Below are 15,334 nucleotides of genomic sequence, written 5' to 3' on the forward strand. Positions count from 1 at the left end.
CTCCCGGGTCTGCGGCCCTCGGGAGGGCGACGGCTACCTGCGCTTCGTCGAGTACGCGCGGGAGCTGTGGCGGCTCGAACGCACCGACTTCATCGCCCCCACCCCCACCCCACCCCACCCCACCCCAACCCCTCTTTTGCTCGTGGTTGATCAAGAGGTTTCGGTCACCGGCAGCCGGTTTTTTGACGCAAACCTCTTGATCACCCGAGCGAGGGCGGGGCCTGGGGAGGGGCGGGAGGGGGTTTCGGGTTAGGGGAGGGGGAGGAGGAGGCAGGTGCTGGTGGCGTGGGCTACCAGGCGGGCGGTGGTGTCGGTGATGCGCGCCTCGGCCAGGGCCGTGCGGCGGCCGCGTTGCAGCACGGTGCCCTCGCAGCGAAGGGTGCCGCTGTCGACGGTGACCGGGCGGAGGAACTTCACGTTGAGGTCCAGCGAGGTGTAGCCGACGCCGGCGGGCAGGGTGGTGTGCACGGCGCACCCCGCCGCCGTGTCCAGCAGGGTCGAGAGCACGCCACCGTGGACGCTGCCGAGCGGGTTGTAGTGGAACTCCTGCGGCGTCAGTTCGACCACGACCCGACCCTCGTCGGCCTCCATCCGGGTCATGTCGAGAAGGTGCATCACCGGCGGCGCGGCCAAGTCACCGGCGATCATCGCCCGGAGCATGTCGAGGCCGCCGCGTCGACCGATCTGGGCCGCGTTGACCGACGGGTCCGACCAGGTGAAGGTACGGCTACGCGCTGGTTCCTGCGTCTGCGTCATGGACGCAGCCTGGCAGCCGGTTGCTGAGTCTGTCAACGAGACCTAGCCTGGTCGGATGCGACCCCCGGCTCTGGACTGGTCAGTGGAGAACTGCACCATCGCCCGCGCGATGGAGGTCCTCGGTGAGCGGTGGACACTCGTGGTCCTCCGCGAGGTGTTCACCGGCGTACGCCGTTTCGACGACATGCGGGTCCGCACCGGCATTCCGCGCCAGGTGCTCACCAACCGGCTCGCCGCCCTCGTCGAGCAGGGTGTGCTGAGTCGCGAGCCGTACCGGGAGCCCGGCAGTCGGCTCCGTCACGAGTATCGGCTGACGGAGAAGGGGCTGGATCTGTGGCCGGTGCTGGTCGCCGTCCTCGGGTGGGGTGACAGGTACCTCGCCGACGCGGAGGGTCCGCCGCTCACCGTCAGGCACCGCGACTGCGGCGCCGAGGTCCGCGCCGAGTTGCGCTGCGCCGACGGACACGACGTGGCCCGCCCCCGCGACGTGGTGCCCAGTCCGGGCCCCGGCGCCCGTCGCCGTACCCCCTGACACCGCGCCCGCCACGCCCCTGACGCCCGCCGCCCGTCGCGCGGCGTCCGCCGTCCGGTCGCCCCGGTGCGGGTGTACGGGGCGCATCAACGCATCGATGGTTGTGCCCGTCTAATCTGAATCGGATGTCGGTCGGGTGTGACGGTGGCTGTTCCCCAGCGTGTCAGGGGTGTTGCGGCCGAGTGGCGGATCACTGTCGCTGGATCCGGGCGAATCCAAGCCTTGTGAATGATCTTAAGTATGTGAATACTTCAGTCTCATCCGGCCGGTTTTCGCAGATCGGCCGGGTTGCCCTCGGGTCAGCCGCCCCCGGCCGACCCGCTCCCCCGCCCAGGAGGTTTGTTACATGCGACCCACGAGGTCATCATTCCGTGTTGCGGCTACAGTCGCCGTTTCCGGAACCCTGGTCGTCGGCTCGCTCATCGGCGCGCCCGCTCAGGCCGCTCCCGCCGCGTCGCCCGACACCGCCGCCGCGATCTCCGCGCAACTCGGCGACCGCTCCGCCGGCTCGTACATCGACGCCAGCGGCAAGTCCGTCGTCACGGTGACCGACGCGGCCGCCGCCAGCAAGGCGAGCAAGGCCGGCGCCGTCGTCCGCTACGTCACCCGTGGCGCCGCCGAGCTCAACCGGGCCACTGCCGAGCTCGAGCGCTCCGCCAAGATCCCGGGCACCGCCTGGTGGAGCGACCCGGTCACCAACCAGGTCGTCGTCTCCGTGGACAGCACCGTCACCGGCGCCAAGCTGGAGCGCGTCAAGGCCGCCGCCGCGCGGGCCAACGGCGCCGTCCGGGTCGAGGCCGAGGCCGGCGTGCTGAGCACCCGGATCTCCGGCGGCCAGGCCATCTACGCCGGTGGGGGCGGGCGCTGCTCGCTCGGCTTCAACGTGCGCAGTGGCAGCACCTACTACTTCGTCACGGCCGGGCACTGCACCAACATCTCGGCCAGCTGGTACTCGAACTCCGCCCAGACCGCGCTGCTCGGCACCCGCACCGGCACCAGCTTCCCGGGCAACGACTACGGCATCGTGCGGCACAACAACTCGGCGAACGCCGCCGGTAACGTCTACCTCTACAACGGCAGCTACCAGGACATCACCGGCGCCGGCAACGCCTCCGTCGGCCAGTCGGTGCAGCGTTCCGGCAGCACCACCGGCCTGCGCGGCGGCTCGGTGAACGCGACGAACGCCACTGTGAACTACGCCGAGGGCTCCGTCTCCGGTCTGATCCGCACCAACGTCTGCGCCGAGCCGGGCGACAGCGGCGGCTCGCTCTTCGCCGGCAGCACCGCCCTGGGCATGACCTCCGGCGGTAGCGGCAACTGCCGCTCCGGTGGCACTACCTACTTCCAGCCGGTCACCGAGGCGCTCAGCCGCTACGGCGTCAGCGTCTTCTGATCCACGCACCGCTCGCGGGCCGCCGGAACACTCCGGCGGCCCGCGTCGCGTTCGGAGCCAAGCGGGCCAACGCGACGGCGGTCAACCAGGCCCGGACGCGCTCGGCCGCCACCGGGAGACCAGCACGGCGGCCAGCGGTACGACCGCCTCGGCACCCGCCGCCAGCCGCTCGGTCAGCCCGATCCATGTCCCGTCAGTGAAGAGCTCGACGGCGAACCAGCCGACCAGCCCGAGGAGGAGCGCCGCCGCCGCGAGCGCCACCCGGCGTACGGGATCCCGTCCGCCGTCCGACGGGTGGCGGTGCTCCTGGTCGGGGGATGGCGTCGCCCGACCGGGCCCGGCCAGGGCCGGCCAGACGGCCAACGCCCCGAACGCCACACCGGCGGCCACGGCGTGCGTGGTCGAGTCACCGCCCGGGTTCTGCGGGAACGCGACCAGGACCAGGGTCGCCAGCCCGCCCAGCGCGAGCAGCGCCCGACCCGCCGGCGCGGCGCTGACCAGGCCGAGCGCGGTCGCCAGGTGACAGAGGCCCAGGCCGGCCAGGCCCACAGTCATGATCCAGCGATGGTCCGCGCCCGTGGCGGCGAGCGCGCTGATGGTCTGCCGCACCGGGTCGAACCCGTCGGACTGCGCGGCCTGCGCAAGGGTCCAGCCACCGACGAGGAACACCGGTGCGCCACCAGCCGACAGCAGGGCCCAGCGGGGAACGGCAGACATCGGGCGATCGTAGCGATGCGACAGCACCGCGGTTCCCAGGCCGCGTCCGGGCCGCGCAGCCGCCTGCGGGTGCGAGCCCGACGGCAGGATCAGACGGGGTGAGGTCTCACGGGAGCCGGTCGCCGGAAGCGGGCCCGCTCGGAGGTCCGAGCGGATCCGGGGGTACGACGCCGATGGTCGGCAGGTCCGGGCCGACGCGGACGGTGCCGCCGGTCGACCAGGCGAGGTGCGCCCGCCGGGCGGAGAGGACCGCCAGTAGCGGCCAGAGGGAGACCGCCACCGCCGTGATCCGCTCGGCCAGCCCGGTGCGGGATCCACTCGTCACCTCGAACGCGCACCAGCCGAACAGCGCGAGCAGCACGAGCGTGGCGCTCAGCCCCACCGTCCGGCGAAACGCCCACGGCGGCTCCGGTCGGGTGGGGTGCTCGCTGTCGTGACCGCGCGGCAGCCGCAGCGCTGAACCGGCCGGCCAGAGCACGAGGGCGAGGACGGCCACCGTCGCCGCGACGCCATGGCTGACAGAGCCGCCGACCGGCGGCCGGGGAAAGGCGACAAGCACGATGGTGGCCACCCCACCGATCGCGAGCAGGAAGCGGCTCGGCAGCCCGGCGGCGTGCAACACGGCGGCGACCGACAGGTAGCAACAGCCGAGGAGCACCAGGGCCACCACCATGATCCAGGCGTCGGTGGCGTCCTGCCCCGCCAACTCGCTGATGGTGTCCCGGACCGGGTCGTACCCGATGGGCTGCCGGGCCTCCGCCACCGTCCAACCGGCCACCAGCAGGACGGGCGCAGCCGCCGCCGTGGCGACAGCCCAGTTCGGTACGGGCCGCATTTCGCCACGTTAACCGGCCCGGCTGCCGGGGGAGTCGGGTTCGCCGGCCCACCCCACCAGCGAATCGGGCCGGCCTGCCGGGTGCCCGGAGGCGGGGCGGCCACCCCTGACAGAATGCGGGTGAGGACTGTTCCACGATGAGGAGTTGCCAGCCGTGATCCGTACCCACAATGCCGGAAGCCTGCGCGCCGCGGACGCCGGCTCGACGGTGACGCTCGCCGGCTGGGTGGCCCGCCGCCGCGACCACGGCGGGGTCATCTTCGTCGACCTGCGCGACGGTTCCGGTGTTGTCCAGGTGGTGTTCCGCGAGGAAGATGCGCACGCGCTGCGCAACGAGTTCTGCGTGAAGGTCGTGGGCGAGGTGACCCGCCGCCCGGCCGGTAACGAGAACCCGGAGCTGCCCACCGGTGAGGTCGAGGTGACAGTCGTCGAGCTGGAGGTGCTCTCCGAGGCGGCCCCGCTGCCGCTGCCGGTGGACGACCAGATCGAGGCCGGCGACGACATCCGACTCCGGTACCGCTACCTGGACCTGCGTCGCAGTGGCCCGGCCAACGCGCTGCGGCTGCGCTCGCGCGCCAGCCAGCTCGCCCGGGGTGTGCTGCACGAGCGGGACTTCCTGGAGATCGAGACGCCGACGCTCACCCGCTCCACGCCGGAGGGCGCCCGCGACTTCCTGGTGCCGGTGCGCCTCCAGCCGGGCAGCTGGTACGCGCTGCCGCAGTCGCCGCAGTTGTTCAAGCAACTGCTGATGGTCGGCGGCATGGAGCGGTACTACCAGATCGCCCGTTGCTACCGCGACGAGGACTTCCGCGCCGACCGCCAGCCGGAGTTCACCCAGCTCGACATCGAGATGTCGTTCGTCACCGAGGACGACGTGATCGACCTCGGCGAGGCCATCGTCTCGTCGCTGTGGAAGAACCTGGCCGGGCACGAGATCACCCGACCGATCCCGCGCATCACCTGGCACGACGCGATGGCCCGGTACGGCTCGGACAAGCCGGACCTGCGCTACGGCGTGGAGCTGACCGAGCTGACCGAGTACCTGCGCGGCACCGAGTTCCGGGTCTTCGCCGGAGCGATCGACGCCGGTGGCTACGTCGGCGCCGTGGTGATGCCGGGTGGCGCGGCGCAGAGCCGCAAGGAGCTGGACGGCTGGCAGGACTGGGCGAAGGCGCGGGGCGCCCGTGGCCTGGCGTACGTCGTGCTGGACGCCGAGACCGGCGAGGCGCGCGGCCCGGTGGCGAAGAACCTGTCCGCCGAGCACCTGGGCGGGCTCGCCGACACGGTCGGCGCGAAGCCGGGCGACGCGGTCTTCTTCGCCGCGAGCGCCACCACCCGGGAGGCCCAGGAGCTGCTCGGGGCGGCCCGCGTCGAGATCGCCAAGCGGTCCGGCCTGATCGACGAGAGCGCGTGGGCGTTCTGCTGGGTGGTCGACGCGCCGATGTTCGAGCGCACGGACGAGGGCGGTTGGACGGCGGTGCACCACCCGTTCACCTCGCCGAACTCCGAGTGGGTCGACCGGTTCGAGGAGGCTCCGGACCGCGCCCTCGCCTACGCGTACGACATCGTCTGCAACGGCAACGAGATCGGCGGCGGGTCGATCCGTATCCACCGGGGCGACGTGCAGAAGCGCGTCTTCGACCTGCTCGGCATCACGCCGGAGGAGGCGCAGGACAAGTTCGGCTTCCTGCTGGAGGCGTTCAAGTACGGCGCTCCGCCGCACGGCGGCATCGCCTTCGGCTGGGACCGGGTCTGCATGCTGCTCGCCGGCGCGGACTCCATCCGTGAGGTCATCGCCTTCCCGAAGACCCGGGGTGGCTTCGACCCGCTGACCAGCGCCCCCACCCCGATCACCGCCGAGCAGCGCCTTGAGGCCGGCATCGACGCCAAGCCCAAGCCCGCCGCGACGGCCCACACGGGCACAGCCGGCCCGGCAGCCCCGGTAGCAGACCCGGTCTGACCGACCCCCACCCCGCTCCTGCTTGGTTGATCAAGAGGTTTGCGTCATCATCCCCCGGCGAGATGACGCAAACCTCTTGATCGTCGGTGGGGGAGTGGTCGGGGACGACGAACCGCCCACGCCGGTGCACGCGTACGGTGCCGCGAAGGCGGCGGCCGAGACCGCCGTGCGGGCGATCGACCCGGGCGCGGCAGTGGTCCGGACCTCCCTCATCGTGGGGGAGGGCAGCAAGCAGATCCAGCTCTGCCGGGACGCGCTCGCCGGCCGGGCCACCCTGTTCAGCGACGAGCTGCGCTGCCCGATCGACGTCACCGACCTGGCCGACGCCGTGCTGGAGTTGGTCGCCTCGGCGTACGCCGGCCTGCTGAACGTGGCCGGCCCGGATGCGGTCAGCCGGGCGGAGTTGGGCCTGCTGGTCGCCGAGCGGTACGGCCTCGACCCGGCCGGGTTGAAGACCACCACCAGCGCGGCCACCGGCCTGGTCCGCCCTCTGGACGTACGCCTGGACTCCGGGCGGGCGGCGGTCCTGCTGCGCACCCGGCTACGCGGAGTACGTGAGGTTCTGGCCCGCTGACTCCTGCACACTTCCTGTGCACAATAGTTGTGCACAGGAAGTGTGCAGAGATAGTGTGCAGTCATGGTGAACGATGAAGACGCTCCGCGCGCGGCGCTACGTGAGGTCCGCATCGACAAGCGGCAAGTCCGAGTGCTGGCACACCCGCTCCGAATGCGGCTGGTTGGCGCCCTGCGGGTGAAGGGACCCGCCACCGCCACCACCCTCGCCGAACTGCTCGGCACGAATACCGGTGCGACCAGCTACCACCTGCGCCAACTCGCCGAGGTCGGGCTCGTCATCGAAGACCCCGACCGAGGCAGTGGACGGCAACGTTGGTGGCAGGCGGCGCACGACGTCACCAACTGGGAGCCGAGTGACTTCGATGACGACCCCGACGCCCGGGCCGCGATCGAGTGGATCCAGGGCGACCAGGTGCGTCTTCTCGTCGAGACCGCTGACCGCTGGTTCGCCACCCAGCACGAGTGGTCACCCGCCTGGCGGGACGGCTTCGGCATGGGCGACATCTTCATGACCATCCCGCCCGGCCGACTGGAGGAGCTCAAGGCCGAGGTGTGGCAGGTGCTGGAGCGCTACCACCGCGAGGCCGACTCCGCCGACTCTGTCGACCCGGAGGCCCGCCCGGTGCAGGTCTTCCTGGCCAGCTACCCGCTGCGCGAGGGCCTGCGATGAGTGAGCCGGGTTCGCGAGCCCCGCAGTCGCGAACGGGGGTGTCGTCGTGAGCGCGCTGACCGTACGTCAGGTTCGCGGTCGTTATCTGACGCTGTACGGCCTGCGCTGGCTACCCACGGGTCTGATCATCCCGGTGATGATCCTGCTGATGCAGGAGCGCGGCCTGTCGTTGCCGCAGATCGGCCTGGTCGGCACGGCGCAGGGGTTGCTGGTGTTGGCGTTGGAGTTGCCCACCGGGGGCCTCGCCGATGCTCTCGGTCGGCGGCCGGTGCTGCTCGCCGCCGGCGTGCTCAACCTCGCTTCGCTTGCGCTGTTCGCAGTGGCCGACTCGTTCGTGCTGTTCTTCGTGGTGTGGGCGTTGCAGGGCGTCTACCGGGCGCTGGACAGCGGCCCGTTGGAGTCCTGGTACGTCGACGCCACACTGGCCGCCGACCCGGAGGCCGAGTACGAGCGTGGTCTCGGCCACGCGGGCACCGTCATCGGTGGGGCCATCGGGGGTGGCGCGCTGCTCAGTGGTGGTCTCATCGCCCTCGGCCCGATCGGGCCGGTCACCGCCCTCACGGTGCCCGTGCTGGCCGCCATCGTCGCGCAGGCGGCGGCGCTCGTCGCGCTCGTGGTGCTGCTTGTCGAGGAGCGGCCGGCCACGGGGTTCGCGGCGCTGCGGTCCTCGGTGATCCAGGCGCCCCGGATGATCGGGCAGGCAGTGGGGCTGTTGCGTCGCTCCCGGGTGCTGCTGGCGCTGGTGGCCGTCGAGCTGTTCTGGGGCTTCGGCATGATCACGTTCGAGTCGCTGCTTCCGGTCCGGCTCGCCGAGGTGATCGGGGACCCGGAACGTGCGGCCGTGCTGCTCGGGCCGGCGAACTCGGCCGCCTGGCTCGCCTCGGCCGCCGGCGCGGCACTGACCCCGCTGTTGCTGCGCTGGTTCGGTGCCGCCCCTGGTGCGGCCCTGCTGCGCGTCCTGCAGGGCGTGACGGTGGTCGGGATGGGACTGTTCGCCGGGCCGGTCGGGGTGCTGGTGGCGTACCTGGCCTGCTACGCCGTGCACGGCGCGTCCAACCCGCTGCACAGTGGGCTGCTGCACCGGCAGGTCGACGGCCCGTACCGGACCAGCGTGCTCTCGCTGAACTCGATGATGGCGCAACCGGCCGCCGCTCTCGGTGGGGTGGTGCTCACCGCGCTCGCCGCCGCCACCAGCATCAGTACCGCGATGGTGGTCGGCGCTGTGGTGCTGGCCGTCGCCGCCCCGTTGTACCTGCCCGCCTGGCTGGCCGGCCGCCGGGCCGCCCGGGTTGTCGAGCCGACAGCGGTTCCGGTTCCCGCCGCGGACCGCTGAGCACAGGGGCCCCTCGTTCGCGAGGGGGCCCTGCGCGTCAGACGAGGCGGATGGAGCTGAGCGGAAGGGTGAAGGTGTAGCCGAGCCGACGGTAGAGCCGCGCCGCGCCGACATTGTGCGTGTAGACGCCGAGCCCGACCATGTCGTGGCGCGCCAGCAGCGCCCGGGTCATCCCGGCGGTCAGGGCCGCGCCCAGCCCTCGTCCGCGGTGGTCGGGGGCGACGGTCAGGCCGGCGAGGAATCCGATGTCACCCTGGCTGCGGTCCGCGCCGCACGCCACCAACCGGCCGCCGGCCCGGATGCCGTACCAGTCGACCACCCGTGGGTCGCCCGGGCGGGACGTGCTGGTGGGGAACGACTCGCCGACGAGTGCCGCAAGCTCCGGCTGGTCGGCGTCGGTGAGGCGTACCACCGACTGCTCGTGCGGCTGTGTCGGAGGCGACGTGTCGGTCCAGTGGAAGTCCCAGTCGCTGTGGTCGGCCACCGCCAACCGGTCGGCCAGCAGTGCGCGATCGTGTCTCGGCAGGTGCAGCCGCTGACCGGGCTGGAGCATCCCGTCGGCGGCGAGCGCGACACAGATCTCCAGCGCCGCTTCGGCCGGGCCGATCGCGCAGGCGGCGGGTCCGTGCTCGGGCGGGACCAGCCACAGTACGGCGCCGTCGCGCCGGTACATGAGCGCCGGTACGGCCCGCCCGAGCGCGTGCCGGGCGAACGGGTGATGGCCGACGGCGGCCAGGATGGCGCTCCGATCCTGGAGCCTCCGGTCGTCGATGATCATGCGTCCAGCCTAGGAGCCCGGGGTGGATCACCTGCGCAGGGCCGGTGCGGGGTGGCCGTCTCCACGGTGGAGATTGGCGAGTCGACCGATTGGGTACATCACGCGCCGACCTACTGGGAACCCCCACCGGAGGACCGACATGCTCGCCATTCTCGCGGCAATCGTCTTTGGCTTCGCACTGCTGCTCGACCTGCTCGACACCAACTTCGGCGCACCCGACCTGTTCAACTGGAACACCCTCGTGCTCATCGGACTTCTCCTGCTCTCGCTCTACCTCGCCGGCGTGGGCAGCGGCCCGCGCGGTGGCGGTGGCGGCGGCGGTGGCCGCTGGTACCGGGGTCGTCGCCCCGGGCGTGGCTGACCGGAACCGATCACCGGTGGCGGGCCCGCGGCGCGATTCCGGCGTCGTGGGCCCGGCCCGGTACTGTCTTCGTGATGGAGTCCGACGCCCTCTTCTCCCTTGGTGAACCCGCCGGGTCGCGCACCGCGCCCGACGGTCCCGCCGGTGTCGACGGCTTCACCGCGGTGGCCGACGATTCACCCCTGCCCGTCCGGATGCGCCCGGTGACCCTCGACGAGTTGGTCGGGCAGGAGCACCTGCTCGCTCCCGGTGCGCCCCTGCGGCAACTGGTCCACGGCGGGGCACCGATGTCGGTGATCCTCTGGGGCCCGCCGGGCAGCGGCAAGACCACTATCGCGCACCTGGTGGCCGGGGCGACCGACCGCCGCTTCGTCGCCATGTCGGCGCTCTCCGCCGGCGTGAAGGACGTCCGGGCGGTGATCGAGGCGGCTCGCCGCCAGCGCCGATCCGGCGGCCCGCAGACGGTGCTGTTCATCGACGAGGTGCACCGGTTCAGCAAGACCCAACAGGATTCGCTGCTCGCCGCCGTCGAGGACCGTACGGTCACCCTGCTGGCGGCGACCACCGAGAACCCGTACTTCTCGGTCATCTCACCGCTGTTGTCGCGGTGCGTGCTGCTCACCCTGCAACCGCTTGACGACGAGGCGGTGCGGGGCCTGCTGCGCCGCGCGGTCGCCGACAAGCGTGGCCTGGACGACGCACTGGCAGTGACCACCGAGGCCGAGGACCACCTGGTCCGGCTGGCCGCCGGTGACGTCCGCAAGGCGCTCACCGCCCTGGAGGCGGCGGCGGCCTCCGCCACGGCCCTCGGCAGCGGGCGAATCGACCTCACCACCGCCGAGCAGGCGGTCGACGTGGCGGCGGTGCGTTACGACCGCGACGGCGACGCCCACTACGACGTGGTCAGCGCCTTCATCAAGAGCATGCGCGGCTCGGACGTGGACGCGGCGGTGCACTGGCTGGCCCGGATGCTGGTCGCCGGTGAGGACGCCCGGTTCATCGCCCGTCGTCTGGTCATCTTCGCCAGCGAGGACGTGGGCATGGCCGATCCGGGGGCGCTGAGCGTCGCGACCGCCGCCGCGCACGCGGTGGAGTACGTCGGGCTGCCCGAAGCGCAGCTCAACCTCGCCCAGGCGGTGATCCACCTGGCCACCGCTCCCAAGTCGAACTCGGCCACCACCGCCATCGGCGCCGCGATCGCCGACGTCCGCGCCGGTAGCGGCGGCCCGGTGCCGCGAGGACTGCGCGACGCGCACTATTCCGGTGCCCGAGGGTTGGGCCACGGGACCGGCTACCGCTACCCGCACGACGACCAGCGCGGTGTGGTCACCCAGCAGTACGTTCCGGACGACCTGGTGGGCACCGACTACTACCAGCCCAGCCCACACGGCGCGGAACGGGCGGTGGCCAGCCGGCTGCCGCTCCTGCGCCGGATCGTGCGTGGTCTGCCGGCCCCGGCCGCCCGCCCGGAGACGCCGACATCCGAGCCGTCCGTAACGGCGCAGACCGCGCCAGCGCTATCCCCGGGGGTCACCCGTCCGACGACGGGCGCGGGTGCCCCCGGCACGATGCAGGGCAGCGGCACCGACGCCGCAGGAGAGGGTCAACAGTGAGATCGCGTGGTGGGGACCGCCCGGACGAGGGCCCGGACGAGGGGCGCGATCCCCGCGCCAAGACCCGTCGTTGGGGTCGCGGCCGGCCGGCTGAGCCCGAGCCGGAGGAGCCGGTCGCCGGCGAGGAGTTCGGCTGGATCGACGACCTGCGCTCGGCCAAGCAGCAGCGCACCGAGTTGGGCCCGGACGGCGCACCTGCCGAACCGAACCGACCCCGCCCCGGCATGCCGCCGGCAGACCCGGCCGGACCGCCGGCACGACCCGCCCCGCGTACGCCGGCAGAGCCGGCCGGTGCGCGCGGCGGTGGGCCGGAGCCCTCGACACCGCCGGCCCCGCGCCAGACCGAGCCGGGCGGTGCCGCCACCCGTCGACCGGTCGACGGCCCCTGGCCGGGGGAGGCCCCGGCGACCGGCCGCCGCCCGGACGACCGGCCGCCGCCCGCCAGCCCCGGCGCACCAGGTCAGCCGCCCCGCCGCGGGGTACAGCCGGTGCCCGGCGCCCGCGCTGCCGTACCACTGTCGGCGCCGACCGCCCGTCCGGGCGGGGGCGACCCGGCCGGGCCTCGCCCGGCACCCGACGCGCCTGGCGGTCCGGCCCGTCCTCGCGGTGCGGCGGTTCCCGCCGGCCCGCCCGTGGGCCCACCGACCGCAGGCGCCCCGACCGGCCGTCGCCCGGACGCCGCTGTTCCACCGGGCCGTCATCAGGACCCGGCCGCTCCCGACGCCATGCCGCCGCTCCGCCGTCCGGACGCCGGCCCGCTGGGCCGCCGGCCGGGCCCCGAGCAGCCGATCGAGCCCGGCCGTGCCGTGCCACCTGCCGACGGCACGCCCGCCGGTCGGCGTGCTGCCGGCCCGCCGACCGACCCGGCGCGGGCCGCCGGAGCACCCACCGCCACCGGTCCGGCCCGCTTCGACGGCACGCCGGCCGGCGTCGTGCCTCCGCCCGCGGGCGGGCTGCGGCCCGACCCCGCCATCGATCGTGACCCGCGTACGGCCCGGCGTCGTCCGGGCCCGGCCGACCCCGGTGCGCCCGAACCCGCCGGGCAACGTGCTCCCGAGCGTCCTCGTCCGGCAGCCGGCGGGCGTCGCCGCGCCGCGGAACCCGACGAGCCGGTCGTGCCCCGCTCGGGCAACGCCCCACCCGTGCCCGGCGCCGGTAACGCCCCACCCGTGCCCGGTTCGGGCAACGCCCCACCCGCACCCCGCGGCGGCAACGCCCCACCCGTGTCCCGCTCGGGCAACGCCCCACCGGTGTCCCGCTCGGGCAACGCGTCGTCGGTGCCCGAGGCGACCGGCACGCACAGCGGTGCGCTGCCCACCGGCCCCGCCGACGGCACCGGTCGCCGCCGGGTCGTCTCCGACGAACCGGAACGTCGAACGCCCCCGGGTGGCACACCGCGCCTGGACCGGCCGGAGCGGCCCGCGGACTGGCTCCGCCAGGCCGGCCGACTGCCCCACACCGACCCCGGCCTGCCGGTGGTCAACCGCCGAGACGGCAACCCACCGGCCGGGGGTCGCCGTCCGGCACCGCCCACCGGGCCGGCGGATCTCGTCGACCAGGCGTCCGGCCGGCTCGCCGTGCCGGACCCGGCAGCGGAGCAGAACACCGCCCGCCGGCCCGCCGGTCCGCCCGTCGACCCGGGCGCGGACGCACCGGCCGGTCATCGCGCCGTCCGGCCCGACGCCTCGGGATCCACCGGGGAGCAGGCGCTGCAGTATCCGCCGACCGGTGAACGGCCCGCCCGTGGGCGGGGCGCCGCGGCAGTGCCCGCTTCGGATCCCACCGGGCGGCGTGGCCGTGCCGTGGCAGGACCCGGTCCGGACGCACCACCCGCCCCGGATCCGACCGGCCGACGTCGTCGTCCAGCAGCCGAGCCGGGCCCCGACGGTGCCGGTCGACAGGGACCCGCCGATCAGGGCGACGACAGCTACGCCGCCGGGCGACCCGCCCACGGCACTGGTCCGACAGCTCGGGGGGCCGTCCGCTCCGCCCCACCCGGCCGGGCGCGGCCCGTTCCCGGCGACGCGCCGGCACCCGGCCCCGGGCACCGTGGCGCTGACGGCCCGGTGCGACCGGGCCCGGGTGGCGACGTGGCACCCCGGGACGCGACCCGACCGGACGGTCCGGCTCGTGCGGCGGTGCCGCCGGGTGTGGACGGTCCGCCACGTTCACGGCCGGACGGTCCGGCTCGTGCCGCCGTTCGCCCACCCGGCGGGCTGCCGCCGACCGCCGAGCGGACGGCAAGTGAGCCGACACCGACCGGGCCGGCCCGTGCCGCTGCGCCGGTTGGCCGACCCGCGCCGGCCGACCGTGCCGCCGGTCGTGCGCTGCCCCCGCCTCGGGAGCCCGGTCGTGCCGAGCCGAGCGGTGTCGCGCCGGTGCCGCCGCCCGGACGCGGCGGCGAGCCGGTCGGCGTGGCCCGCGCCGCCGCCGTGGTGCCCTCCGCGTCCGGCCCGGTGGACCGGCCGGGTCCGGAGCCCTCCGACGGGCCGGCGCTGCGGTCGGCCGGACAGGACGCCCCGGACGACGAGGTCGCCTCGGGGGCCCGTTCCGAGGAACGGCGACAGACCCGCGAACGACGGCGGCTGCGTGCGGCGGCGTTGGTGCTCGTCAGCGTCGTGCTGCTCGGTGCGGTGCCGCTCTTCTTCGGCATCCGGACGCTGAGCCGTGACCCGGTCTTCGACAACCTGGACCAGCTCAACGTGCCCGGTTGGGCGGCCACGAAGACCGTCGACGACGTCAGCGGCAGCCGGTGGTGCCTGCTCGACTGCCGACTGCGCGAGCGCACCGTGACCTCGGAGAAGGCGCCCAAGGACACCGCGCAGGTCTACGAGGACGCGCTGCGCCAGGACGGGTGGCGGCCCTGGAAGGTGAGCCGCTGCCCGGAGCAGCAGACCAAGGGCAGCTACACCTGCTGGCGTCGCGACGAGTTGACGCTCGACCTGTGGGTGCGTGAGCCGACCTGCGTGCCGCCGCCTGTCGACGGCGAGCCGGCGGTCGTACCGTCCACGGACCCGTCGGCCGCTGCGACCGGGTGCACCGGCTCGTTGGTGTCGGTGAAGGTCCGCAACTCGATCGACGACGAGCGGACCAGGCCGCAGCCGAGCACCGACCCCTCACTGACCGGTGAGGATCCGTTCCCCACTGTCAGTGCGGATCCGCTGGGTGAGCTGACACCCTCACCGTCCTGAGCCGGTCTCCATCACGGACGGTAGGGTCTGGGGCTGGCGGGCACGCCCGCTACCGGTGACCGCCGACTATTCGGCGGCCGGTACGGGTGCCATGGTTGTGCGTTCCGGGGACGTCGGATCCTGCGGAACTCTGCTTGAGGAGGACAGGCGTGAGCGACATTGGAGCGATCGCGGCGCTGATCGCGGCAAGCGCGTTCGCGGTGCTGGTGCTCATCCTGACGCTGCCCATCCTGCGGCTGCGGCACACGGTTGACGCGACCACCCGCATGATCAACGACCTCAACGACCGCACCGCGCCGCTGCTCGGTGACGTCAACACCACTGTGAAGAACGTCAACACCGCGCTGGAGCAGGTGCAGATCTCGCTCGACGGTGTGAACCTCCAGCTGGCGAAGGTCGACACCATGACCAGCCACGCACAGAACGTCACCGCCAACGTCGCCAACCTGGCCACTGTCGTCTCCGCCGCGGCCGCCAACCCGCTGGTGAAGGTGGCGGCGTTCGGCTACGGCGTGCGTAAGGCCGCCGCCGGCCGCCGGCACGCCGAGACCGAGCGTGAGGTACGCGACACCATCAAGCAGCAGCGACGGGCCGCGCGACGCGGCAACAGCTGACCGGC

13 protein-coding genes and 1 pseudogene are annotated in these 15,334 nt (G+C 73.5%); 10 read left to right on the forward strand and 4 right to left on the reverse strand.

Annotation, left to right across the window (positions count from 1 at the left end; translation table 11 throughout):
- Positions 1–249 precede the first annotated feature (249 nt).
- Positions 250–756, reverse strand: coding sequence for a PaaI family thioesterase (locus tag ABZ406_RS23880; protein ID WP_357765614.1), 507 nt, complete (start codon positions 754–756; stop codon positions 250–252).
- Positions 757–811: 55 nt separating this feature from the next.
- Between ABZ406_RS23880 and ABZ406_RS23885 the strand changes: the two genes are divergently transcribed.
- Positions 812–1,288, forward strand: coding sequence for a helix-turn-helix domain-containing protein (locus ABZ406_RS23885; protein WP_357765617.1), 477 nt, complete (start codon positions 812–814; stop codon positions 1,286–1,288).
- Positions 1,289–1,634: 346 nt separating this feature from the next.
- On the forward strand, positions 1,635–2,681 hold the full coding sequence (locus ABZ406_RS23890; protein WP_357765620.1) for a S1 family peptidase: 1,047 nt from the start codon (positions 1,635–1,637) through the stop codon (positions 2,679–2,681).
- Positions 2,682–2,762: 81 nt separating this feature from the next.
- On the opposite strand, the gene ABZ406_RS23895 is transcribed toward ABZ406_RS23890, so the two are convergent.
- Together ABZ406_RS23895 and ABZ406_RS23900 are read right to left on the reverse strand one after the other, a co-directional pair.
- Positions 2,763–3,398: a DUF998 domain-containing protein gene (locus ABZ406_RS23895; protein ID WP_357765623.1), complete on the reverse strand. Its 636-nt coding sequence runs from the start codon at positions 3,396–3,398 to the stop codon at positions 2,763–2,765.
- Positions 3,399–3,504: 106 nt separating this feature from the next.
- Positions 3,505–4,233, reverse strand: a complete 729-nt coding sequence (locus ABZ406_RS23900) for a DUF998 domain-containing protein (RefSeq protein WP_357765626.1) — start codon at positions 4,231–4,233, stop codon at positions 3,505–3,507.
- Between the two features lie 154 nt (positions 4,234–4,387).
- Here ABZ406_RS23900 and aspS point away from each other — a divergent pair, with 154 nt between their 5' ends.
- The 4 genes and pseudogenes from aspS (at position 4,388) to ABZ406_RS23920 (ending at position 8,772) form a co-directional block, all read left to right on the forward strand.
- Positions 4,388–6,193 (forward strand): aspartate--tRNA ligase, encoded by a 1,806-nt coding sequence (gene aspS, locus ABZ406_RS23905; RefSeq protein ID WP_357765629.1) that lies wholly within the window; start codon positions 4,388–4,390, stop codon positions 6,191–6,193.
- A 103-nt stretch (positions 6,194–6,296) separates the two neighbouring features.
- A pseudogene (locus tag ABZ406_RS23910) lies at positions 6,297–6,767 on the forward strand (sugar nucleotide-binding protein); the annotation flags it as partial.
- 63 nt (positions 6,768–6,830) lie between these two features.
- Positions 6,831–7,439: a helix-turn-helix domain-containing protein gene (locus ABZ406_RS23915; RefSeq protein ID WP_357765632.1), complete on the forward strand. Its 609-nt coding sequence runs from the start codon at positions 6,831–6,833 to the stop codon at positions 7,437–7,439.
- A 46-nt stretch (positions 7,440–7,485) separates the two neighbouring features.
- Positions 7,486–8,772: an MFS transporter gene (locus ABZ406_RS23920; RefSeq protein WP_357765635.1), complete on the forward strand. Its 1,287-nt coding sequence runs from the start codon at positions 7,486–7,488 to the stop codon at positions 8,770–8,772.
- Between the two features lie 37 nt (positions 8,773–8,809).
- Here ABZ406_RS23920 and ABZ406_RS23925 read toward each other — a convergent pair whose 3' ends face one another.
- The gene (locus ABZ406_RS23925; RefSeq protein ID WP_357765638.1) at positions 8,810–9,550 is read right to left on the reverse strand and encodes a GNAT family N-acetyltransferase; all 741 of its coding nucleotides are present in this window, start codon (positions 9,548–9,550) and stop codon (positions 8,810–8,812) included.
- Positions 9,551–9,689: 139 nt separating this feature from the next.
- Here ABZ406_RS23925 and ABZ406_RS23930 point away from each other — a divergent pair, with 139 nt between their 5' ends.
- The 4 genes from ABZ406_RS23930 to ABZ406_RS23945 all read left to right on the forward strand — a co-directional run bounded on the left by ABZ406_RS23930 (position 9,690) and on the right by ABZ406_RS23945 (position 15,329).
- On the forward strand, positions 9,690–9,911 hold the full coding sequence (locus ABZ406_RS23930) for a hypothetical protein (RefSeq protein WP_030335598.1): 222 nt from the start codon (positions 9,690–9,692) through the stop codon (positions 9,909–9,911).
- A 74-nt stretch (positions 9,912–9,985) separates the two neighbouring features.
- A complete protein-coding gene (locus ABZ406_RS23935) occupies positions 9,986–11,524 on the forward strand; it encodes a replication-associated recombination protein A (RefSeq protein WP_357765641.1) in 1,539 nt (512 codons plus the stop codon).
- A 2,495-nt stretch (positions 11,525–14,019) separates the two neighbouring features.
- Complete coding sequence (locus tag ABZ406_RS23940; RefSeq protein WP_357765864.1) at positions 14,020–14,715, forward strand: hypothetical protein; 696 nt, start codon at positions 14,020–14,022, stop codon at positions 14,713–14,715.
- 149 nt (positions 14,716–14,864) lie between these two features.
- On the forward strand, positions 14,865–15,329 hold the full coding sequence (locus tag ABZ406_RS23945; protein WP_357765644.1) for a DUF948 domain-containing protein: 465 nt from the start codon (positions 14,865–14,867) through the stop codon (positions 15,327–15,329).
- The last annotated feature ends 5 nt before the right edge of the window (positions 15,330–15,334 follow it).

This window comes from Micromonospora sp. NPDC005710 (assembly GCF_040630995.1).
GTDB lineage: Bacteria > Actinomycetota > Actinomycetes > Mycobacteriales > Micromonosporaceae > Micromonospora.

What these genes read in the sequence shown, in the direction of transcription:
- ABZ406_RS23880 (WP_357765614.1), bottom strand. Translation starts at nt 756, where the DNA reads ATGACGCAGACGCAGGAACCAGCGCGTAGCCGTACCTTCACCTGGTCG.
- ABZ406_RS23885 (WP_357765617.1), top strand. Translation starts at nt 812, where the DNA reads ATGCGACCCCCGGCTCTGGACTGGTCAGTGGAGAACTGCACCATCGCC.
- ABZ406_RS23890 (WP_357765620.1), top strand. Translation starts at nt 1,635, where the DNA reads ATGCGACCCACGAGGTCATCATTCCGTGTTGCGGCTACAGTCGCCGTT.
- ABZ406_RS23895 (WP_357765623.1), bottom strand. Translation starts at nt 3,398, where the DNA reads ATGTCTGCCGTTCCCCGCTGGGCCCTGCTGTCGGCTGGTGGCGCACCG.
- ABZ406_RS23900 (WP_357765626.1), bottom strand. Translation starts at nt 4,233, where the DNA reads ATGCGGCCCGTACCGAACTGGGCTGTCGCCACGGCGGCGGCTGCGCCC.
- ABZ406_RS23915 (WP_357765632.1), top strand. Translation starts at nt 6,831, where the DNA reads ATGGTGAACGATGAAGACGCTCCGCGCGCGGCGCTACGTGAGGTCCGC.
- ABZ406_RS23925 (WP_357765638.1), bottom strand. Translation starts at nt 9,550, where the DNA reads ATGATCATCGACGACCGGAGGCTCCAGGATCGGAGCGCCATCCTGGCC.
- ABZ406_RS23930 (WP_030335598.1), top strand. Translation starts at nt 9,690, where the DNA reads ATGCTCGCCATTCTCGCGGCAATCGTCTTTGGCTTCGCACTGCTGCTC.
- ABZ406_RS23935 (WP_357765641.1), top strand. Translation starts at nt 9,986, where the DNA reads ATGGAGTCCGACGCCCTCTTCTCCCTTGGTGAACCCGCCGGGTCGCGC.